This is a genomic window from Terriglobales bacterium, from assembly GCA_035561515.1.
In the GTDB taxonomy this organism is placed as follows: domain Bacteria; phylum Acidobacteriota; class Terriglobia; order Terriglobales; family Acidobacteriaceae; genus DATMXP01.
In genome coordinates, this window is the sequence record DATMXP010000018.1 from 93953 (window position 1) to 116771 (window position 22819).

Below are 22819 nucleotides of genomic sequence, written 5' to 3' on the forward strand. Positions count from 1 at the left end.
ACAATCGTGGACGGAGGACCTAGATGACAACACAGGCGGGCAGCGCCCCCAGGACGTTTGAAGTGCCGGCATCCCTTCAACGGAAGACCAAGGAACCCCAGAAGCAGATCCAGTTCAGCGTTCCGCTGTCCTGGTGGGAGGAACTGACGGATCTTGGTCGGGAATTCGATCAGAACGTCGCCACGTTCCTGCGCGAAGCCACTGAAGAGTGGCTTCGCAAGGCGCGACAGGTCAGACAGCAATCGGGAACGCCCCAGCAGCACTAGCTGCGCGCCGGCCTTGAATGCACCAGCATAGGCGTCTGCCGGCGATCAATTTCCGGAAGCGGGCGATCGAGTTCGTTTTGAGGGATGCCGCGCACGTAAGCGTTGAAGGCCCAGCGTGCGAACTGCTCCAGCAGAGTGCTGTTCTCGGCGTGGAGACGCTGATTCTCGGCTTCTAAGCGTGATATCCGTTCAGTGGCCTTCTGGAGTTGCACTGACCCCCGTACCGGCTGGTCGCCGGGTTTCAGGTTCTTCTTTCGCACATCAAAAGCGATTCTGATGCGCTCGTGTTTGTGCAGCGCCTGCCTCGTGTATTTGCAGTGCAGCCAGCCATAAACAGCATCAATCAGAAGGTTCCAGGTTAGCGGGCCAGTCCATCCGTCCAACAGGCCCACGATTGTTTCCACATCTTCACTGGTTAGGTTTTTAGATCTCTTTGATGGCATCCGAATCTTCTCCGACCAGCCGCAACTGGGGCCGATTCTCGATTTCCGGCTGTCCGGCCAGGCGCCGCGCATGGGGCGGCGCCAAGCTGATAAAACTGCCTACGGGAACTGAGGGATCATCCAAGATCGACGCAAGCTGTTCCAGTCGCTCCACGGTCTCTCGCTGGTGAACAGTCCACCTGTCCGCTCCGTATTGGCCTTCAGCTTGAGCGGCTTCGGCACGCCCTAAGAGCTCCCGCGTTTCTTCGAGCTGGCGCTTTACCTGTGCATTCTTGACGCATTGACCCTTGATGCAGACAAGTTCTTCGCAGTTTATGCAGTCCCGATAGTCTTCGCAGGGCGACATCGTGAAATCGTGGATGCAGTATCCGAGGTCCGTCACGTGCGCCGTAGGGACCTTCAGTTGAGCGAACTCATCCCTGGGTATCAGCCGTCGGTCGGGAACTGCGCCGAGCGGCCCGAACATAAGCGAACTATCGCCAACTGCATTCCTGATCATAAGGAGCATCTCGTCGGTGCTGACATGGTCGTATGCGGCGTTCTGGCGCACATCGACTCGGCCTGACCACTTCGCGATGTCGAGTTGGCTCAGACCGCCCATTTGGGCGATCGTGTTCAGGTAATGTCGGAATTGGTGAGTCGTGACTTTAATCTTGCTTCCATCGGCTTCTGTCAGCCCCAATCGATCGAACATCGATGCTCGGCCGTCGTTCTTGGAACCTAGAGCATCATTGATGAAGTCGGTTGGAACCGGTTCAACCATGCAGAGATAGGTAGTTCGGGTGCCGTGCAACTCGTTCGTCCGAACGACCAGTAGTGCCTCGCTGTAACGAAGGCCAGTCTCCTTGTTCAGTACCGGGAACCCCTGCGGCAGCATCCTTAGGACCGCATCTTCGACATCTCTAAAGAGGACGGCCTTCTTGCCATCGACCGGCTGCCAAGGGATCTTCTGAACCCTGCACCACTGGCCTCCCTTGTCCACTCCAATGATCTGAGCAACCTCTTTGGTCGTGAGATAAGTTCTGTTTCGCAGATGTTCAGTTCCGGGCGGCAGAAACAAATGCCCCGGGTTGTTTTCGTACCAATATGCGATTTCACGTGCTGGTGCAGTGGCGGCCTTTAGCTTTGATATCGCATCGCTGATGACTTGAGACATTCCGCTATACACCGGTTTCAGCATGGGCGGAGCGCCTTTGGATGGCCACCAGCGCAGCAGTACACGGGTGTCATCTTCTGTTTGCTGTGTGACCTCGCAGTTTTCCGGAAGAAGTAAGACCTCGCTGATCCGGCTCGGCGCACCGAGCAGGATCGCCGTGACAGATGTGACGATGACATCCGTAGGTTGCTTCGCAAGGTGAAATGCCTGTGGTAAAGCATCGAGCGCACCTTCTGATGGCATCTTGGCGGCGCGACGCTCGTCGAATTCCTTCCCAACCCTCTGGGTATCTTTCGGGCGGGGCAGGGTGTTACGCCAACGAACCGGGATCGCAGTGAAGTCGTTTTCGGTCAAGAACGCCGCGAGTTGCTCAAGATCACCACCCACACGGTAAGCAAGTGCCGGGTCATAGCGTTTTCTAATGATCTCTGCCGCCGTATCGAACACATGGCCGTTGATACTCGCAATCTCAGACGTGCGGAGTTCGGAATCGAGAGCCTGGTAAACGGCCTTCAATGCATAGAGCCGGGCCTGGACGAACTTCTTCGGCCGGAGTCCGTGCATGTAGCGGTAATAGGCCTTCGCAAACGAAAGAAAGGGCTCACGGATAGGAACTTCTGATTTCTTGTCGCTGGAGAAGGCGTAGAAGTTGATTCGAACGCGCTTGTTGCCTCTGCCCTTCAAATCAATGTGATCAGTCAGATCCCATACGTTGTCAGTGAACTTCAGATCCGCTCCGAAGACGTGTAGATCATTACGCGCTGACCCGATGAACCCGACGAAGTTTTCATTCCTCGACAAGTCAGGGCGGGGGCAAAACACGATGGCACTACTCATTGGGATGTTCCTGCTTTCCGCCCGTAATGTCGGCGCATCTTCTCACCACCTCAGCAACAGCGAGGATCGTTCGGTCGTCGATACTGGCAATTCGCCTGTCGGATGATGAGTACAGCCGCTCGCGTTCCTTGATCAGGTGATCCAAAACTGCCTCGTGAGGACCATCGAGCCAAGGTTCGAAGCTCCGGCATGTATAGCAGGCGATCGGTGCCATGAGTCCGCAGAAGCCGTATTCACCACAGTTGCCAACCGGTTTGGGATCAAGCCGGGGATCGCGGATTCGACTGCTCGGATCTCCAGAACGACGCGCCTGTGATTCGTCAGTAATGATCACGCCAGCGAACGCTTGCGCCAGAGGCGCAAGCTTCAACGCAACCGCCCGGTCGATTCTTTCCATCATGCCGGGAGTGGCTTCCACATAAACGCCGGCATTCTGAGTGTCGGTGTGGTCCAAGAGTTCGGCGATGACCAGTTCCCCGTGCCCTTCGTCTGCTGCGCGACACGCCAAGGTTCGGCGGAAGCGAGTTGCATTGATGTTCATCGACTTCCCCGTCCGTTCGGATCGCACCATCAAACGATCCATCGTCACCTGAAACCACTCGCTAAGCGAACCAGCTGTCCGGTGGTATTCGAAACCAGGGGATTCTCTCTTTAGCCGCCGCTTTGCCGGGAAAAGAGGGGCTTGTTGCGGATCCTGTAGCAGTGACGCGAATCGATTTCGCACCTCCACCGCGTGTTCCAGTACTAATTTGCCGATGGCTGGCGTCAGCGTCCTCTTCTTGAAGCTGGATCGTCCATCTTGTTCCCGCTTCTTGGCGCGTGGGACCGCGATTACGTATGTCGTTCCGCTGCCCGTTGAGAGAGAAGTGATATCGCACACCTTCATCGCCGCGTATTGAATGGGACGAGGTCCTAATGCCATGAACAGCAACGTGAGTACGTAGTCTTCCTGATCAATCGAATGAAGCTCGTGCGCTTGATTCAAAGCGGTTCTAATCGCCTCGAACTCCACGTCCGTAAATCTGCCCTGTTCGGGATCCATGGTCCTGACCGCAACGCCCTTGGGATTACCCCTAATTCTTATGCTGCGCAGGTACTTTGCGGCGTCATCGCTGACGCCCGGAAAAGACATGCGATGCCAACGTTTTAGCAGCCCAGAAAGGCTGCCCAGATACCACTCGGTTTGCCGATCGAGCGTCGCACGATAGTTGATCAGGTCGGAACTTGAGATCGTGTCGCTCGTCAGCCTGATCTTTGACACAAAGTGTCTGAACCGATCAAAGAGGTTGCCGAGATGACTTGGGGATTGGTTCTCTGCGTACCACGCGAGAACCAGCTTCAACGATTGGCAGATTCTCAGGGGTGCGTGGATCTGATCGAAGTTGAGCCTGATCAAATTCACGCCGTCACGATAGCTCCAGAGGGTGTCTTGCGGATTGAAAAGCACTCCGCTGCGCGTCCTAATTGAAGGGGGCAGCTCAACGCTGCTGGCCCCAGGCATCTCAATGAATCTCATGAATTGTTTCCTTCAGGTACAAGCACCGATTGAAGGGACAGTGAAACCTGCTGCGCCTTCTTCCGTACCGTTCGTCGCGTGTATATCGCCGCGGAATTAGACGTAGGCTTCCATCCCATCTGGTAGGCGCGGATTCTCTTCTCGGACTCCTCGTCGATCTTGTGCCCGTCCGCGTATTCGGAGAACACATCGTTCCATGTGTGTCGCAGCACGTGTCCCGTTAGATTGCGAGGCAGTTCCGGGTGCTTCTGGCGAAGCACCGCGAATACCTTGTTAAGAGCTGCATATGACAGGGGTGATCCGGACTCCGAGACCAGGAGAAAGTCATGCTTGCTTGCGTTCTTCAGCTTGCGCCGGTAATGGAGAATGTAATCACTGACCTGCTTCTGTAGTTGCTCCGATAATGCGAGTTCGCGAGCTAGTGTCTTTGCGTTCGGTTGCCGAGGACGCGGATCATCAATGGAATCGGCTTGCCGCATGATCATCAACGTGCCCTTTCTAAAGTTGATGTGTTGATTCCTGATGCCGAGGAACTCTCCACCTCGGATTCCGAGCTGATATAGAAGAATCCAGATGAGGTGATTTCTTACACGCGCATGCTCTGTTCTCCACGGATTCTCCGGGGAATCTGGCCGTACAATGTCCATCACACGTTGGACGGTTTCGGGAGCCAGTCCTTCCCGCGCATCAAGTTGCGCAGTAGCCGGAGGGATCCGAGCACGGATCGTATCCACTGCGATCTTGCCCCGCTGTTGAAGTAACTGGGAGTGACGATACTCCCTCTCCAGTAGCTTTCCTTTAACCGTCCATTCGATGTATTTGCAGATGGTTCTGAGTCTTGATGCGCAGACCTGGGAGGTAACCAACGCCTTCTGCGGGCTGCTGGCCGACAAGTCCATTCGACAGGTCCGAACGAGACCCTCGATCTCTCCCAGTTCGAGCAAACTGCCCTCGTCCAATCGAGCCAGCAGATCGATCCCATGTTCATCCAGGAAGGTCTGGAACACCGACAGTGCGCCAAGGGCATTGACGATGGTGTTGGAGGCGCGGTGTCGGTTCCGGACCTCAGCCACGGAGAAAACAGTCGGTCCGTACAGCGGAACGCCTGAGTCGGTGAGGAGCATTGGAAGGCGCTCTCCGGACCTCAGAATGATGGTTTTCAGGTGGTATTTGCCCATGTTGTTTACGTCCGCTTGCATGTATAGCCTCTCTAGCGCACACGTTAAGTGACGCAGCTCACCGTCAACAGTGTTTTTGGAGCGGCCGGGCGGGCCGACACGCGCTGCGCCAGTAGTCAAGGAGCAGTAGCGGAGAAGGTTAATGCGCCGACAGGCGAGGACTCGCGGAAGACTAGGAGGACGGTGGCAAGCAGCAAAATCGCGGCCGGCGTAAAGCTGTGGAAAAGACGCGAGGTGGAAAACTCAACTGCGGAGTTTCCCACCTCGCTTGGAAAACGCTTCGCGTTTCCCACTTTCCCACAGCTTCTACTGCTCCTACATACATAGACTTATTTACATCTATGAGGTAGGTCAATTCTAGAACGGAATATCCTCATCCGTTATCTGCGTTGCGTTCTCGTAATCGGGCGCGCCCTGGTTCATGCCGCCAGCCGACGCACCACGCGAACGCGATCCGCCTTCTTCACCACCGCCCTGACCTTGACCGCCACCAAGCAGCACCAGGTCATTGGCCACGATCTCGGTGGAGTACTTCTTCTCATGGGTGTTCTTGTCTTCCCACGAACGGGTTTGCAGCTTCCCTTCGATGTAGACCGACCGCCCCTTCTTCAGATACTCCCCGGCGATCTCCGCCAGCCGCTGCCATGCCACCACGCGGTGCCATTCGGTGCGGTCCTGCCAGTTGCCGTCCTTATCCTTGAACCGTTCATTGGTCGCGATGGTCATCGTCGCAACGGCGGTTCCTTGCGGTGTATACCGGACCTCGGGGTCCTTACCCAGATTGCCAAGAAGAATGACTTTATTAACGCTTTTTGCCATGGAAGACCGCCTTTTGTCCGCTGGTAATTTGGGCTGTCACTGTAATTTGGGTTGTCATGCTTCTGGATCGGGTATCTCTGTACCCGTCGCAGTAGGACAGTACCAGCGGATCTCCTTTCTACGAATTCATCGCGATGCTCAGCAGTATAAATGCTCCTTGCTCCATCCAATAGCAAATCGCAGGAGAGTTGAATTGTTTCCTTGCGAAGGTCTTCCCGTTGCGGGAAGCTTCCGCGATTAACACGCAAATAGCCGGCTCCGCTCGTTGCCATCCTCGACAGGATCTCCCGTCCAGTAAGGGGTTTGGCCCTATCGACCGAATCGCGCATTCGAAAACTTTTCTTGACAAACTTCTATATACCTCTAAACTCCCTCGATATCCTGGCGCGACACCCTCGTCGCGCTAAACCTTTCCTTGACGGCTTCTCTTTCCTTCAACTGAATACTGAAAGGCTGAACCCTGTATGCGGATTACTGGTCATTTATTGAACACGACAACCCCTGGAAAGAACGATGTGTTCGACGGGTACGTAGTTGAGGCGCGTTATTTGGTGTTGGCCGAGCGTGCTGAGGAAGTAACTTTCCGCGAAGTGGTGGATCGATTCGTCTGCCAGGGCACAGGCAACGAGTTCGGCTTCGAGCTGCCGGATATTCACCAGCTCGCGTTGGATAAGGAGCTCAGGCTTGCGGTTCGCAACCGCAAAGGGCTCGAGGTGTTCAGTAAAGAATTCCCACTTGCGAATGTGGTTCGCTCGGAGAAGCCGCTGGACCTTCCCATCGACCGCATCGAAGCTCCACCCACGCGAACAGCCGTCACGTTACATGGCCGCTTGGTTTGGAAGGGAGATACACAAAAGACGGACGGCTTCGAGGGATTCAAGGTCACGGCCGACTTCAAGGCGCAGGCAGACGATGACGACCAGACTTACGTAGCACAGTCAGCAGCGGCGACGTTAGGCGCCGGCACGAACAAGTTCTCGACGGCCCTGCCAGCCGAGGAAGAGCTGAAGAAAGACGAACCGATCCCGGTGACGGTGACGTACCCGGATGGACACAGCACTTCGGGCGGCAGTTTCAATGCGGAGCGGCTGCGTGAAGATGTGGTGCTGGAGGTTGTGCCTCCTCAAGCAATCGTCGTAAAGACCGACGCGCGAGTAGAGGAAACCAAACCGGAACGCATTAAGGGCAAGGTAGTCGACCTGGAAGGGAAGCACCAGATCAGGAACAAGCAGGTAATCCTCTGGGGCAAACGGGACGGCGCCGCGCGGCCCATTCTTGTGGCCGTCACCGACGGGTACGGAAACTTCTCTGGCGATCGACCGAAAGACGAGCTCGAAGCTGCGCTAGGCACCGTCGCCGGGACGCTCAACGCTACGGTGGAAATGGGCGTGCCGATGGAACTGGAGGGCGTCGCCGAAGAAGAGCACCCGACCGGCAAGCTGCCCAAGTTCGTGTACCTGGTGGTGAAACTGCCGCAGCGTTATACCGAAGATGACGATGCATGTGGGTGCGATGGCACCAAGGTCCCGCGCCAGCCGGATCCTGAAGACCTGGTGAAGAACTCCGGCGCCTACTCGCAAGACATTGGATTGAATTGCGTGAACTTCACCACGCCGAACCGCACGCTGGAGGAGTTCAGCTACACCATGGTAGTGCGGACCACCGATCCCGCCATTAAAGGAACGACACTCTCCGATATCGAAAAGCGTACCGAGCGCGAACGAACCGTTCGGGAAATGGCAGCAGAGGCTTCGGTTTCAGAGATTCTTCCAACCTTGTCCTCCAGGGTGCTGGCCAAGAGCATACCCGCGACCACGCGCTCGGCTCAGCCTGTTCTAAGTTCGCTCAATATCGCCGCCGCGGCTACGAAGTTTGCATTGCCCACTTACTGGAAGGATGTGTTCAAGACCGTACCGGGTCGTGGCGAACTCAACGCCAGCAATTCGATCGACTGGGACAGCACGCCCACCTTCTACCAGGCGGCAACGATCGCGCATGGCCACGTACTGCATTTCAAGCAGATCTGGAAAGCCGACGGCTACTCACTGGGAGACCTGGTCTACAGTCTTCCGCTTGCGCCCGGCCAGAAGAAGCAGGTCGTGATTTTCGATTGGGATCGAACCGAGTACGGCAGGAGAGACGAGGACACTCATGAAGATGAGGCCCTGAACTCGTACCTCAGCCACAACCGCGATATCCTGGACATCACTCGCGGCAGTCTGGCGGAACACATGACCGGCGGCAGTCGCGCTTCAACCTCCGGCGTTTCCGGAGGCCTGGGTGTGGGAATCGGAGCGATGTTCAGCTCGGTGATGGTGGGTGTGGCGGGAGGATTTTCTGCCTCCAGCGGATCGGCTTCCTCGTCGGCGTGGCAGGACTCCAGCCGGGACGTGGCCGCCACTGGGATGAACCAGTTGCGCGACATGGTGCAGCAAGGCGCATCGGCGGTTCGCAACCAGCGAAGCACCGTCGTACAGACTGCACGCCAGACAGAACGCTTTCGAGTCGAAACCGAAGTTGTTGCCAACCACAATCACTGTCATGCGATTACGTTGCAGTACTTCGAAGTCCTGCGCCACTACGCCATCGAGCAGAAGCTTACGCACGTGCAGGAGTGCTTGTTTATCCCACTGCTGATGTCGGAGTTCGATGAGGCCAAGGTGGTGCGATGGAAAGACCAGCTTCGGCCTGCGCTGCGAGATCCCAACCCGCGTAACGTGTTCATCCTTTCCACTGGCGGCATTTCCTATCGCAATAAGCCGCTGGCGGATGGCTTCGATGCAATCGAACGCCGTCAGAACAACTACGCTGGTACCGATTTTCCAACTACGACCTACGCCGCCGAAGAGGTCCTGGACCTCTCGGGAGACCTCTATATCTCGCTCACTCTGAATCGGCCGAAGGATAAGGACGACGCCAACGCCGATTACCCGCTCATCGATGCAGACTGGGCTTTGTACACGATGTTCACCGGGTGGACGACCGCGTTCATCTTCAACAATTATTTCGCGAAGCGTGCCCAGCAGGAACGAGACCGCATTTTTGAAGAGACCATCGCCCCCAAAATCGCCGAAGGCTTCATCGATACATTGAAGTTCCTGGCCATCGATAAAGACGGCAACCCGCATTCCATAGACCTGGATACAACTCTGATCTCGCGCTATCAGCGTGACGCCACCTTGTATGTTTCCGTCAGGCCGAAACAGGGCAAGCTCGGCATAACTCGGGAACAGATCTCGAAGCTGGTGATCTACACCAACTACGACATTTCCGCCTCCGCCAACTCACGCATCATCGTTCGTCGAGGTACCTTCCGCTATCGGACTGCCCACTTCGACGGTGTGCTTTATCGCAATGACGCCATCAACAACGATTTGAAGAGTACTTCGATCGCGTTCCCCGGCGGGACAATCACCATCCCGACCGACAACGTCACCCTGTACACACCCCTGAGTACGGAAGAACTGCGCAATCCCAGGAAAGAGGATGAAGAGCTTAGCAAGAAGTTGCGCACTCATCTCAACAGCAACATCGAGTACTACCACAAGGCCATTTGGTACCGAATGGATCCGGATCGTCGTTACATGCTGTTGGACGGGTTTATTGCCCCCAACTCAAACGGTAAGAGCGTGGCGTCCGTAGTGGAGAACCGTGTAATTGGTATCGCAGGAAACTGCCTTATCATGCCGGTCGCTCCCGGCTACAAGCTTGATCCTACCTATGAGTACGAGTCCGAGCTCGACGACAACGGCGAGCCTCGCCGCGATGAACGCGGCAACATCATCTATAAGCCCACCAACCTGCTGGACCACTACCAACCGCTGACTCCGATTCCTCCTTTCCGCGTCAGTGTCCCCACTCGTGGAGTGTTTGGCGAGTCGATCATGGGCGCCTGCAATTCGTGCGAAAAGAAGGACGAAACGCGCTTCTGGCGCTGGGAAGAGTCTCCGAATCCCGACGAGCCGACTCCGATCAATCCGATTCAAACCGCCCCACCGCAGCGCACCGAGCCGCAGGGGCTTCAGCCGACAGCTTTCCCAACCCCGATGATCAACCTGCAGAACGCTCCGCAGGCGCCTGAACCGGGAGCAACATTGGCCGGCGCTCTCGGCTTGCTGGGCAAGTCTGACCTGTTCCCGAACATCACTGGCCTGGACCAGAACCAGAAGAATGCTCTGCAGGCGATGCTTTCCAACCAGGAGAGCGCGAAGCACTACGCCGACAAAGCCGCAGAACTGGCCAAACAGGCTGCCAACCTGAAGAGTGGTGATTCCACCGTCGAGAGCATTAAGAAATCGATGGATGACGGCACCCTTGATAAAGACACCGGCAAGAAACTTATCGAGGATGTGTATCGCGCTCAGATCAGTGGCAAGCCTAGCTCGGATGCAGCGGCCTCTACAGCCAACAATTCTGCTCTTAGCAAGGCAGCCGCAGAGTCGGTTCAAGCTGGACGCGAGGTGAAAGCCTCCGTAACGCATCCAGATGGAACCAGCACAAGCGTCGAGCAGAAATCGCCAGCGGCAGCTACGGGTGGCAAGGTCCCGGACAAAGTCAATTTCGTTTTGCCCGAGAACATCCCCGTCATGAAACAACCCAGCGATATGTCCTGCTGGGCAACCGTCGCCACCATGATGGTCAACTGGAAGGAGCAACCTGCAACTCCTTACACCATTGAGGAAGTCCTAACCCGGGCTGGCCAAGAATACCTGCAGAAATTCAAGAACGGTGCTGGGCTGGCGCGATCTGAGAAGTTGGCGTTCCTCAGCGCTCTTGGCATGGCTCCGGATGAGGGCAATTTCCAAAGCAACAACTACGACTACTACCTCGAAAAGCTCAAAGCCTACGGGCCACTTTGGGTGACAGTCGACGTGTCCGACACTGAACTTGCCGCCCACGCAAAAATCATCCGCGGCATACGCGGTGACGGCACACCCACAGGAACCTCGCTGTTGATCATTGATCCCAACGGAGGGAAGACCTATGAGGAAACCTTCCAGCAATTCACCAAGGAGTACGAGGACGTCGTTCGCGAAACTCCTGCTGGAGCCGACCTCTTCATCCAGATCGTTCGGTTCGGTGATCAGCGTGCCGTCGATGAAGAGGGGAGATCTCAACCTCAACAACGCCGCCAACTGATCAACGCCTTCATCCCGAATGATGACAAGACCGTTGTCGTGAATATGATCGAATACCCATTCGATCCGGGTAACTTCAGGAACTACAAGAACTGGAAGACAGATCCCAAGGTTCAGCACAACGACATCTGGAACGACAAGCAACTCAGGCAGGTCGACAAAATCAATCAGATCGCCATACACGAAACAGGATCTGAAGGTGAAGGCGCTTTCATGAAGCCGTACACTGCGCACCTCGCGGTTCTGCGCAACGGCAACATCGTTCAGTTCAACGACCTGGTCGAGATGGAGTACCACATCTCTGCATTCAACGATCACTCGATCGGAATCGAATTCGCGAACCTTTCCTGGGTTCCCGACGCCAAGGCCACAGCGGCAACGCTACAGGACAAGTACAAAGATGAAGACAAATACCTGGCAGTGTTCTGGGGAGAAGGCCGAAACGTTTACACCCTTCCAAGCGTGACTCAGCTCGACAGGCTAGTCGAGTTGCTAACGTGGCTTGTCAGTTTCAATTCTCCTCCAGATCCGTTCAATCCCCGCCCGCACTTCGATCAGATGTGGCATCAACTCGTCTCTTACGACGACGTAAGCGGCGTATGGGATTTTCCGGCCGCCAGCATCCCGGCCACAGCTGCCGATAAGGCGAAGAAGCGTTACTTCATCATGACCTTCGGTCACCGCTATCTGACGCCGGACAATTTCCTCGATACATCCGGCATCATTTGCCACGCCACGGTAGCGAGGAATGCGGCCTACTTCACGGCGTGTGATCACGTAGATGGAGCGCTGCCATCGCTGTACGCATGCCTTCGTATGGTTAAAAACAAAAACTCATCCGCGGCCTACGATTTGATGAAGGACCTGATGAAAAACAAGTTCCTGAAAGTGAAAACCATTCAGACGGTTCCTATCCGGGCCACCAACAGTCAATGTGCGGAAATCATCGAGAACAATGCGCCCAAGATCGTGAACAACATAAAGCGCGACGTTGTCCTCGTCGATTTGGATGGGATTTAAGCCTGGGTTCCTAAATGGCAGATGCCAGCGAGATTACTTCTCGCTGGCGCTGCCGTCCCGGCATGTCAGCCAAGTGCGCCGAGAAAGGGAATAGACAGCGATCTTTGTCATCCACTCCCCATGTGCCCTCTGCGAATCCATTGCCATCCGCGGAACATCTCAATAATCATCATGGCAAAGAAAATCTCAGCCGACCACCACACCCCCGAGGAAGACCAGATCATTCGTGAGCGCACGCTCGACAAGACGATCGCCGACTCCTTTCCCGCCAGCGACCCTCCGTCGAGCAATCCCGATCCACACGACGAAGACGTCCTGATAGAAGCCGCCTGAGACATACGCTCTTCCAGTCGGGCTTCGATTGTCGCTAAGTCTCTGAAAAAACTGGCCCATAGCCGTTTTCTGCCCCTCCCTTCAGTGGTTAGGATTCCCATTCAATCCCCGAAAATCCCCGTTCACCGCTTTGTGGATGAGTAATTTGACCTGTATGTCAACAATATGGGCACTGCGACCATGAGGATGGCAGCGCAGGCAGAGTACTACCTAACCAGCTTCAAGTGCGAAAGGTGATGGCATGAGCACTTCGACTCATCCGGCTACCAGCGGCGGACTGGTGCAGATTGCGCCCAATGATGTACCCAACGGGCGTTCCCTCGACACTGCGACCCTAGAAGAACTTATTCGCGAACGCGTAGCAGCAGAACGCGCTCGACTCGAACAGCAAGCCGGACTGGTTCACAAACAAGTTCACCACTTCCACAAGCCCATTGAACGGCCCTTCACAGCCGACCAGCGCGCAAGAACCACGCTGCTCTTCGGCGGACTCACGTGGAAGCACGAGAAACTCGTCCACGGTGCCCTTGAAGGCCTCGGCTACAAGTGTGAAGTAGTCCCAACGCCCAACGTAGCGGCGTTCCAGCTCGGCAAAGAGTACGGCAACAACGGCCAATGCAATCCGACGTACTTCACCGTCGGCAACCTCGTTCAATATCTTCAGAAGCTTGAAGAGTCCGGCGTTCGCCGCGAAGACCTCATCAACAACTACATTTTCCTGACCGCCGGCGCGTGCGGTCCGTGCCGTTTCGGCATGTATGAGGCCGAGTATCGGCTCGCGCTCCGCAACTCCGGTTACGACGGCTTCCGCGTCATCCTCTTCCAACAGTCGGGCGGACTCAACCAGTCCGATGCCGAAGCTGGACTGGAGATGAACCTCGACTTCTTCCTCAACCTGCTGAACGCGCTGAATATGGGCGACATCGTCAATGAAGTCGCGTACCAGATCCGCGGGTTCGAGGTGAACGCCGGCGAAACCGACGGCATCCTGGAAGAGTCAATCGACTACCTCCATGAAGTCCTCAAGAAGAAGTCTCCGTGGAAGGTCGAAGACGGACTCGGCAAGATTGGCAAGAACATGCCGATGAAGGGAACCGTCGAGTACCTCGGCAAGTTCATCAACCAGCTTGTCAGCGACGACTACATGGAAGCGCTGAACCACGTCCGCGATCGCTACAACACGATCCAGGTCGACCGCTTCCGCGTGAAGCCGATCGTGAAGATCACCGGCGAATTCTGGGCGCAGACCACCGAAGGTGACGGCAACTTCAACATGTTCCAGTTCCTGCACCGTGAAGGCGCGCAGGTGATCGTGGAGCCGATCGGCACCTGGATCATGTACATGATCCACCAGGTAGTCCAGAAAATCAGGGACATGCGCGGCCTCGAAGAGGGCGCGGTCATGCCTCCGAAGTGGCGCCTCGACAAGCAGGCAAAGATCGAGTGGAACTACCGTCAGAAGCTGATGAAGCTGAAAGCAGCCGAAGTCATCTTTGCGCGTGAATACCACCGCATCATCGACGCGCTCGGTGGCACAGCTCACCGCCTGGTTGATCAGTACGAACTCCAGCGGCTCGGACATCCCTACTACAACTCGCGTGCGGGTGGCGGTGAAGGTCACCTCGAAGTCGCGAAGAACATTTACTACACCAACAAAGAGCTGGCGCACATGGTGCTGTCGCTGAAGCCCTTCGGCTGCATGCCTTCCACGCAGTCAGACGGCGCTCAGTCGGCGGTCGTGTCGCACTACAAGGACATGATCTTCCTTCCGATCGAAACGTCGGGTGAAGGCGAGATCAACGCGCATAGCCGTGTGCAGATGGCGCTCGGCGAAGCCAAGGCCAAGGCGAAGCTGGAGTTCGCGGAAGTCGTGAAGAACACCGGCAAGACGCTCGAAGAGCTGAAGGCTTACGTCGAACAACGTCCGGAGATGCAGAAGGCGCTGTATCACGTTCCCAAGTACAAGGGCGTGATCGGCACCGCGGCGAACTTCGCGATCCACGTTGCAGAAGCGATGGGCGCGAAGACTCCGTACCACCAGGAAGCGCACTAAGACTCTTCACCACAGAGGCACAGAGACACAGAGAAGGATTCAGAAAAAGCTCTGTGCTCTGTGCTGATGGTGATTTCAGGCTTCGGTGGTTGCGATGTTCAACCAAAAACAAGGCTCAGGGTTAGTGGTTTTTCTAGTCGATTTCTCAGTGACTCTGTGCCTCTGTGGTGAGCGGTTTAAGGGAGCGAAATGCCAGGACTGACTGAAAAAGCCAATCCGCAAAAGAAGTACGACTTGCTCTGGATGGGTGTGGACGTAGGCTCCACCACCGTGAAGATCACGGTCGTCGACAACGAGACCGACGAGATCCTCTGGGCTGATTACCAGCGCCACGAGACAAAGCAGCCCGAGAAGCTGCTCGAGATGCTGCACCAGATCAAGAACGACCTGCCCAGCACGCCGTACGAGAACTTCCGCGTGTTCATCACCGGTTCCGGCGGTTCGGGGATTTCCAAGCACATCGGTGCGAAGTTCGTTCAGGAAGTGAACGCGGTTTCGCTCGCCGTGGAAAAGCTCTATCCAGAGTGCGGTTCGGTGATCGAACTCGGCGGCCAGGACGCGAAGATCATCATCTTCAAGGAAGATCCCGAGACCGGCAAAAAGAAGAAGCTGCCGTCCATGAACGACAAGTGCGCGGGCGGCACTGGCGCCGTAATCGACAAGATCAACGCCAAGCTGCGCATTCCGGCCGACCAGCTTTGCCAGATGGGCTACGAAGGTCTGAAGCTGCATCCCGTCGCCGGCAAGTGCGGCGTCTTCGCCGAAACCGACATTAACGGCCTGCAAAAACAGGGCGTTCCGGCCGACGAGCTGATGGCTTCGCTCTTCGAATCCATCATCCAGCAGAACCTCTCGGTTCTCACGCGTGGCAACACGCTGCGTCCCACGGTGCTCTTGCTTGGTGGTCCGAATTGCTACATCAAGGGCATGCGCGACTGCTGGAAGCACAACATCCCGAAAATCTGGGAAGAGCGCAATTACCCGCTGCCCGAAGGCGTGGATCCGAAAGACCTCATCAAGACTCCTGATAACGCGCAGTACTTCGCCTGTATCGGCGCGGTGGAGTTCGGCAAGAACGAAGATCCCGGACTCGGCACCTATCTCGGCTTCGAAAAGCTCGAGTGGTACATCACGGAAGGTCGTGCGCAGGAAAAGGCGAAAAAGGGTGGTGCGCAGGCGCTCGCCAAATCGCCCGAAGAACTCGCAGCCTTCAAGCAGAAGTACGCTAAGAAGAAGTTCGTGCCGACCACCTTCCAGCCCGGACAGGTAGTGGAAGGTTTTATCGGTATCGACGGCGGCTCAACTTCCACGAAGGCTGTGCTCGTGGACAAAGACCGCAACATTCTCTGCAAGACCTACCAGCTTTCGCGCGGCAACCCAATTGAAGACACGCAGGAAGTTCTGGCGAAGGTCGGCAAGCAGGTTACCGATCAGGGCGCCACGCTCAAGATCATGGGCGTCGGCACCACCGGTTACGCGAAGGACATCCTGAAAGATGCCGTCGGGGCTGACGTTGCGCTCGTCGAAACCGTCGCGCACACGCAGGCCGCGTTGCACTTCTATCCAGATGCGGATGTGATCTGCGACGTGGGCGGTCAGGACATCAAGATCATCATCCTGAAAGATGGCCGCGTAAAAGATTTCAAGCTCAACACGCAATGCTCCGCCGGCAACGGATACTTCCTGCAAGGCACGTGCGAAGGCTTCGGCTTCAAGGTCGAGGACTTCGCTGACATCGCCTTCAACGCGAAGGGCTATCCGCAATTCGGTTACGGCTGCGCGGTGTTCATGCAGTCCGACATCGTGGACTTCCAGCGCCAGGGGTGGAAGCCGGAAGAAATCATGGCCGGGCTTTGCAACGTATTGCCGAAGAACATTTGGCTGTACGTGTCGCAGATTCCGAACCTGTCGGCGATCGGCCGCAAGTTTGTGTTGCAGGGTGGTACGCAGCACAACATGGCCGCCGTGAAGTCGCAGGTTGACTTCATCGAGTCGCGCTTCAAGGGTAAGGAAGTTCAGCCAGAAGTCATCGTGCACCAGCATTGCGGCGAGGCGGGCGCAATCGGGTGCGCGTTTGAAGCCGTGCGTTTATGGGAGAACGGCAAACAGACCGAGTTCATCGGCCTCGAAGGCGTTGCTTCCATCACCTACACGACTACCCGTGAAGAGAACACGCGCTGTTATTTCTGCAAGAACAAGTGCCTGCGCACATTCATCGACGTGAAAACGGCGGTACCGAACCCGAACTACAAGCCGCCGGTGAAGACCAAGGTTCCGCTCGCTCCGGGTGCACAGCGACTCATCATCGCCACCTGTGAAAAGGGAACCGTCGAAAACGTCGAAGAGATGCGCGTCATTAAGGGCAACATCGACGCCATCAAGAAAGAAAACCCGAACCTCGTCGAGATCGCGGCCAAGAAGGCGTTCACGTCCTACGAGCCGCCGGTCATCGCCGACCCGCTCCCGAAACTTCAGATCACGAAAGCGCAAAAAGAACGTGCCGAGAAGATGAAGAACCGTGCCGAGCTACGTATCGGCATGCCCCGCGCACTCAACATGTATTCGTGCGGGCCATTCTTCACCGCCTACTTTGAGTCGCTGGGTGTAAAGGCCGAGAACATTTTCTGGTCCGAGTACACCAACGAGCAGCTTTACAAGGAAGGCGCGAAGCGCGGCGCCATCGACCCGTGCTTCCCGTCGAAGGTCGGTATACCGCACGTGCACAACTTGCTGTACTCGGTCCATCCGAAGAAGAAGCTCGACATCATCTTCTTCCCGATGATCGACTCGCTGCCCACCTTCCTCACGCACACTCAGTCGCAACGCGCATGTCCGACGGTAACGGCTACTCCGGCATCCGTGAAGGCGGCGTTCACGAAGGAAGGCAATATCTTCGAGGAGAAGGGCGTCATCTGGAAAGACACACTCACCTGTCTCCACGATGAGAAGATCATCCACCGCCAGATGTTCGACGACTGGAAAGATATCCTCGGCCTCTCCGAAGAAGAAAACTATAAGGCTATCGAAGCCGGACTCGCCGCTATGCGCAAGTTCGACGACGACGTCATGCGTGGCACCGCTCGTGAAGTCCTGAAGCGGCTCGAAGCCGAAGATCGTCTCGGCATCGTGCTCCTCGGACGTCCGTACCACAACGATCCTGGTATCAACCACGAGATCCTGGAGGAGTTCCAGAAACTCGGCTACCCGGTCTTCTCGCAGGATTCGCTCCCGCTCGATGACGAAATCGTCTGGAAGCTGTTTGGCGACGAAGTGAAAGCCGGGCACATCCAGCATCCGATGGACGTCAGCGACGCGTGGAAGAACTCGTACTCCGAGAACACCACGCGCAAGGTCTGGGCCGCGAAGTACGTCGCGCGGCATCCGAACCTTGTCGCCCTTGAGCTATCCAGCTTCAAGTGCGGTCACGACGCGCCCATCTATACCACGATCGAAGAAATCGTGGAGCACTCGGGCACGCCGTACTTCTGCTTCAAGGACATCGACGAGAACAAGCCCAGCGGCTCCATCAAGATCCGCGTGGAAACCATCGGCTACTTCCTGAAGCGGTATCGCGAAGACATGGTTCGCAACAAGCACAAGAAGTTCACCATTGACGAGCAGCTCAAGAACTTCGAAGAGCAGTTGCGTCACGAGCTTCGCCTTGCTGCAAGCCTCGGCGGCGAAAAGGGAAGCTGTGGCACCCACAGCAACGCCCCCGCCGAACTGGTAGCGATTCAGGGAGCCCAACCCGTCGGCAATGAAATGGTTGAGATGGCAGGCGACTAACCAACGAACTCGCACGAAAAACCCTCGGGTCCGCCCGAGGGTTTTTCGTTACAGCAACCCACTCCTACCGAACTAGCTCCACAAGTCTTGGATCTGCATCCTCCATACTCACCAGTGCCAGCAGACGGTTTGCTGACACAGCCCAGAACACGACGGTCTTCTGCTCTCCATCGGCCCGATCGGTGAGATTCATCACTCCACGGCCATCGTCGGAGGTAGTATAGGTTCCAGCCCAGTCCATCAGCTGAAACAATCCTCCGCCACGATCTACACTCAGGAAAATCGTCGCACTTCCATCCGTGGCCAAGTTCACCAAGCCTATCTCCTGCTCGGGCTTGAACGTCCTGGGCGGTCCAGCGACCGATGCGGTATAGGTTCCTGCCAAACCGTAGCCGCCGAACGGCGCGACTGTTTGTGGTTCGAAGTAGCCAAAGGGCGTACCAAATATCTGCTCACGGATAAGGTAGCCCTCATTCACTCCTGTCAGATAGGCAACACCTACGTGCGGACGGTACAGATTTAAAGGAATACCCGGCAAAGATAGTGCTACACGGCCATTTGGCGACACGGAATACGTGCCGGAATCGGTCGATCGCATGGTGACCACGATTCCAACGTCCTCCACCACTTCGGTGTTGTCCGATACTTCGGCCAACGATCCAGTTCCGTCAGGGCGAATGACGCCAATGGTAGCAAATGGGCTCCACCAGCTTCCCGCGTCATCACTATTCAAGTTGTAGATTACGGGTATATTCCACGAAGCGTTCGTGAATGTTCCCGCGTCATTCTGCCGCCGCGCCTCGCCGCGCAAGACGGGTATCAACCATGTGTTGGCATCCGACTGGACCAGCAACATCTTTGCGTTGGAGACAATGTAATAAGCAAAGTGAAATGTCTCCGGTGAGCTATCCGGACCTGGTGTTACGGTCAGCGCAACGGTGCCTCTTCCGGTGAGCGGATCAGGCAAAGTGAACATACCTGTCATCGTTCCGGTCGTGAAGAAGCGCATTACGCTGCCTCCCCACGTGAAATCCATTTGACCGTTGCCTACGTTTCCTTCGGTGCCACATGTGAGCCTGCCGAGTGCGGCGATGTTCATGAACGTCAAGGCTAAAACTCGGTCGCCCTGTACGGAGGCCATGGAGAAGGCATTCGTATTTTGCCGAAGCATGTAGCCGGATTGAATCGCGATTGTGGACAGCGGGGGATGGTTGGATGGGCTCTGCCACAGGGCAGCCGAGTCACCGCCCGATGTCCCGGCAACCATAAAGGTCCACGTTCCGCTGGAGGCACGCAGGGTGATCGTTCCAATTCCATCACTCTCCGCGGTATAGTTGCCGGCAATTGGCTCCATTGCACCACCGGACGCTTTCACAGTCGCATCCCAGATGCCCGAAACATTCCCATTGGCATCGATATCGATGTGACCGGCAATCGCCATTTCACCGCCACCCTCGTAGTCACCCGCAATCTCAGACGCGCGCCAACCTTGAATCAGGAAAGCGTACGCCCCCTGCAAACGGTACTGAGAAGCCGAACCCATAACCACGAGGGCTGCAGTGCCACTCTGATTCGGGTCCGTAACGGAAGTCGCTTTCAGTGTGACTGTAGCAGGGGCAGGGGCGTTACTCGGGGCCTCATAGGTAACCGAAGTAGCAGTCGCGTTGGTGAGTGTACCGCATGTGCTACCGCTGCAGCCGGCGCCTGAAACACTCCAAGTTACCCCTTGATTCACCGGATCGTAGCTGACCACAGCAGTAAACGGACGGCCTTGATTCGCGGCCAGACGCACAACAGCGGCGGGCCAGATTGTCACGGAAACCGGCATTAGATTGAGGTACGTGGTTCCCATGATGCTGCTGTTGGATTGCGATGTTGCAGCTATTCTAAAGTTGATGTTCTTGGACACAAACGATGGTGCCGTGTACAACCCGTCCGCAGTGATTGTCCCGCAGTTGTCCACACAATTGATCAAACTCCAACTGAAAGTTGCGGCGGTCCCATCTGACATCGCCGCGGTGAACCTTTGTGTTTCACCCGCACCGAGGTTCGCCCCATCAGGGATGATCTTGACGGAAGCAGGTTGTACGGATGCACTTGTGCCGCCGGCGGGAGTGGGTACCGGCGTAGATGTAAACGACGTGACGGTCCTTGATTGGGTTCCACCACACCCGGTTAAGACCGCGGCGAGGCTCAATGCAAATACAAGCAATACGCTGGTTCCTCGCATGATGAACTCCTGAAGAGGCCGATTCTCATGCGCACATCTTGTGCTTACATGAACCGAGTGTCATCTTGGTTCCATCTTGAACCTGCCATGCCGCTAAATTCGTTGATAATAAGCGATTTGCTCTTGACCGCCCCTCGGTAAGGGCCGATGCTGTTGGCATCGCGGTGCCCCGATCGGCTCGAGTTGACTCGTTCCCGGGTTGGGTATGTCCGGTGAGACTTCGATCTCGTGTTCTACAACGGTCCGCTTCGGCGGATATGAAGTGGATACTGTAGTCGGTGAACTGCGAAAGAATGGCCTTCGCATTCATCTCCGGGGCCAGTCCTTTCAGGTACTCGCGGCTCTCCTCGAACGTCCCGGCGAGATTGTTACCCGGGAGCAGTTACGAACCCGACTTTGGCGAGGTCAGGTCTTTGTCGATTTTGAGAATGACCTAAATGCGATCATCGCTCGGCTTCGACAAGTGCTGTGCGACAGGGCGGAACAGCCGCGTTTCATAGAAACTGTTCCCCGGCATGGATATCGATTCATCGCTGAGGTCTCATACACATCTGTATCTCACCAGGCATACCGCCCCCGTATCCTTGTGCTTCCCTTCGTCAACTTAAGCGGAGATCGTGATAAGGAATACCTGGTCGATGCAATCACAGACGAAGTCATCACCGCGTTGGCAAGTTCCTATGGCGACCAGTTCGCAGTGATCGCCCTTACTACATCCATGCGTTTCAAGGGTACCCGCAAGGATCTAACAGCGATTGGACACGAATTGAATGTTCAGTTCATTACCGAAGGAAGCGTCCGTTGGGTCGGAGATCTTATGGGCATTAACGTTCGGCTCATTCAATCCCAAGATCAGACTCAACTCTTCGCGCGTAGATACGAGACCTATTTGTCAGAGATTTTCCAGATGCACGCCTCTATCGCGAACGATGTCGCGGCGTGTATTCCGTCCACCGAGCGCAAAGAGCTCGCAAGGCCCTCTCTGCGTAAACCAACGGCAGACATGGGCGCTTACGATGAGTACATCAAGGGGCGACACAAGTTATGGAAGTACACCGCGGAGTCTATGACAGAAGCTAAGCAGCACTTCGAGGCGGCATTGGCTCGCGATCCCTCGTTTGCGGCTGCCTGTAATGCTCTTGCTGAACTGTACTGGTCTGTTGGATTCTGGGGGTATGTCCCACCCGAACAAACCGATCGCATGGGCCGATTTTACGCACTCCGAGCTTTGGAGATCGATCCCATGTCTGCGGAGTCCCATGTCTTGGTAAGCCTCTTTTCAAAGAAAATTGGAAATAGAACCGAGTACTACGATTGGCCCTCCATCCAAAACGACATTGCGCATGCTCGTTCCCTCAATCCAGCGTTGCGGATGGTTAGAGTCCGGCACGCGATGGTTCAGGCGATACTCGGATATCCGGACCTGGCAGCTGCGGAACTGGAGCGCGCGCTGGAGTCAGATCCCTTGTGCTTCGATGTACGCGCCTGGCTGACCATGATGCTGCACTTGGGTCGGCACTTTGATCAGGCACTTCAGCAAGGTTACCGGCTTCTGGATCTTGAACCCGAGCACTTTGCCTCACATCAGTTACTGGGTTACGTCTACCTAGGGATGAAGGACTTCCAGAAGAGTATCGATGCTTTCCAGAAAGCGGCTCAACTCTCGAACGACTTGCCGATATCGCTGGGACTGCTCGGATTGTCTTTGGGGCTATCCGGGCATAAGCGAGAGGCGAAGGCATTGCTTGAACAGTTACGTAATCGCACAAGCCGCGAATACATCAAGCCGACTTGTTTTGCCTTCCTTCATATCGGGCTCGGGAACACCGACGAAGCGTTTGTGTGGACGGAGAAAGCGATAGATGCCGCTGATCGCCACATGGAGCCTATCAAGACCTATCCTTTTCTCGATCCTTTGCGCTCCGATCCCCGCTTCACGGCTTTGCTGCGCAAAATGAATCTTTCCTGACCCATCGACGCTCCTACCTGGCCTTTGGCAGATATCGCCCATTTCTGCGATGATGTTCACTAGACCAGTGGTACT

General features: G+C 56.0%; 13 protein-coding genes. 7 read left to right on the plus strand and 6 right to left on the minus strand.

Translation table 11 applies throughout. From position 1 onward, the window contains the following. Positions 1-23 precede the first annotated feature (23 nt). Positions 24-266 (plus strand): hypothetical protein, encoded by a 243-nt coding sequence (locus tag VN577_07190; protein ID HWR14596.1) that lies wholly within the window; start codon positions 24-26, stop codon positions 264-266. On the opposite strand, the gene VN577_07195 is transcribed toward VN577_07190, so the two are convergent. The 5 genes from VN577_07195 to VN577_07215 form a co-directional block, all read right to left on the minus strand. Continuing rightward, a complete protein-coding gene (locus VN577_07195; protein HWR14597.1) occupies positions 263-709 on the minus strand; it encodes a hypothetical protein in 447 nt (148 codons plus the stop codon). The two genes, VN577_07190 and VN577_07195, sit on opposite strands and share 4 nt — an antisense overlap. Then, entirely contained in the window at positions 690-2702 is a 2013-nt protein-coding gene (locus VN577_07200) for a hypothetical protein (protein ID HWR14598.1), read from the minus strand. The genes VN577_07195 and VN577_07200 overlap by 20 nt, the downstream gene beginning before the upstream one ends. Continuing rightward, positions 2695-4218, minus strand: coding sequence for a site-specific integrase (locus tag VN577_07205; protein HWR14599.1), 1524 nt, complete (start codon positions 4216-4218; stop codon positions 2695-2697). The genes VN577_07200 and VN577_07205 overlap by 8 nt, the downstream gene beginning before the upstream one ends. Then, complete coding sequence (locus VN577_07210) at positions 4215-5417, minus strand: site-specific integrase (protein ID HWR14600.1); 1203 nt, start codon at positions 5415-5417, stop codon at positions 4215-4217. Before VN577_07210 ends, VN577_07205 begins: the two co-directional genes overlap by 4 nt. 336 nt (positions 5418-5753) lie before the next feature. Further along, complete coding sequence (locus VN577_07215) at positions 5754-6215, minus strand: single-stranded DNA-binding protein (GenBank protein HWR14601.1); 462 nt, start codon at positions 6213-6215, stop codon at positions 5754-5756. 485 nt (positions 6216-6700) lie between these two features. Here VN577_07215 and VN577_07220 point away from each other — a divergent pair, with 485 nt between their 5' ends. From VN577_07220 to VN577_07235, 4 genes are all read left to right on the plus strand, one after another. Then, positions 6701-12373: a papain-like cysteine protease family protein gene (locus tag VN577_07220; GenBank protein HWR14602.1), complete on the plus strand. Its 5673-nt coding sequence runs from the start codon at positions 6701-6703 to the stop codon at positions 12371-12373. Positions 12374-12544: 171 nt separating this feature from the next. Next, positions 12545-12706, plus strand: coding sequence for a hypothetical protein (locus VN577_07225; GenBank protein ID HWR14603.1), 162 nt, complete (start codon positions 12545-12547; stop codon positions 12704-12706). 241 nt (positions 12707-12947) lie between these two features. After that, positions 12948-14759, plus strand: coding sequence for a hypothetical protein (locus tag VN577_07230; GenBank protein HWR14604.1), 1812 nt, complete (start codon positions 12948-12950; stop codon positions 14757-14759). A gap of 189 nt (positions 14760-14948) precedes the next feature. Further along, on the plus strand, positions 14949-18545 hold the full coding sequence (locus VN577_07235) for a BadF/BadG/BcrA/BcrD ATPase family protein (GenBank protein ID HWR14605.1): 3597 nt from the start codon (positions 14949-14951) through the stop codon (positions 18543-18545). Between the two features lie 64 nt (positions 18546-18609). Here the strand turns inward: VN577_07235 and VN577_07240 are convergent, their stop codons facing one another. After that, positions 18610-20397, minus strand: a complete 1788-nt coding sequence (locus VN577_07240) for a hypothetical protein (protein HWR14606.1) — start codon at positions 20395-20397, stop codon at positions 18610-18612. On the opposite strand from VN577_07240, the gene VN577_07245 reads away from it, so the two are divergent. Together VN577_07245 and VN577_07250 are read left to right on the plus strand one after the other, a co-directional pair. Continuing rightward, positions 20396-20788 carry a hypothetical protein gene (locus VN577_07245; GenBank protein HWR14607.1) on the plus strand — a complete coding sequence of 131 codons (393 nt, stop codon included), beginning with the start codon at positions 20396-20398 and terminating at the stop codon, positions 20786-20788. The genes VN577_07240 and VN577_07245 overlap by 2 nt on opposite strands. A 192-nt stretch (positions 20789-20980) precedes the next feature. After that, positions 20981-22744, plus strand: a complete 1764-nt coding sequence (locus VN577_07250) for a winged helix-turn-helix domain-containing protein (GenBank protein ID HWR14608.1) — start codon at positions 20981-20983, stop codon at positions 22742-22744. The last annotated feature ends 75 nt before the right edge of the window (positions 22745-22819 follow it).

Excerpts from the sequence above, each read along its gene's own strand:
- VN577_07240 (HWR14606.1), bottom strand. The coding sequence starts at position 20,397 with ATGGGAACCACGTACCTCAATCTAATGCCGGTTTCCGTGACAATCTGG.
- VN577_07250 (HWR14608.1), top strand. The coding sequence starts at position 20,981 with ATGTCCGGTGAGACTTCGATCTCGTGTTCTACAACGGTCCGCTTCGGC.
- VN577_07235 (HWR14605.1), top strand. The coding sequence starts at position 14,949 with ATGCCAGGACTGACTGAAAAAGCCAATCCGCAAAAGAAGTACGACTTG.
- VN577_07200 (HWR14598.1), bottom strand. The coding sequence starts at position 2,702 with ATGAGTAGTGCCATCGTGTTTTGCCCCCGCCCTGACTTGTCGAGGAAT.
- VN577_07225 (HWR14603.1), top strand. The coding sequence starts at position 12,545 with ATGGCAAAGAAAATCTCAGCCGACCACCACACCCCCGAGGAAGACCAG.
- VN577_07190 (HWR14596.1), top strand. The coding sequence starts at position 24 with ATGACAACACAGGCGGGCAGCGCCCCCAGGACGTTTGAAGTGCCGGCA.
- VN577_07215 (HWR14601.1), bottom strand. The coding sequence starts at position 6,215 with ATGGCAAAAAGCGTTAATAAAGTCATTCTTCTTGGCAATCTGGGTAAG.
- VN577_07205 (HWR14599.1), bottom strand. The coding sequence starts at position 4,218 with ATGAGATTCATTGAGATGCCTGGGGCCAGCAGCGTTGAGCTGCCCCCT.
- VN577_07195 (HWR14597.1), bottom strand. The coding sequence starts at position 709 with ATGCCATCAAAGAGATCTAAAAACCTAACCAGTGAAGATGTGGAAACA.
- VN577_07230 (HWR14604.1), top strand. The coding sequence starts at position 12,948 with ATGAGCACTTCGACTCATCCGGCTACCAGCGGCGGACTGGTGCAGATT.
- VN577_07245 (HWR14607.1), top strand. The coding sequence starts at position 20,396 with ATGATGCTGCTGTTGGATTGCGATGTTGCAGCTATTCTAAAGTTGATG.
- VN577_07210 (HWR14600.1), bottom strand. The coding sequence starts at position 5,417 with ATGCAAGCGGACGTAAACAACATGGGCAAATACCACCTGAAAACCATC.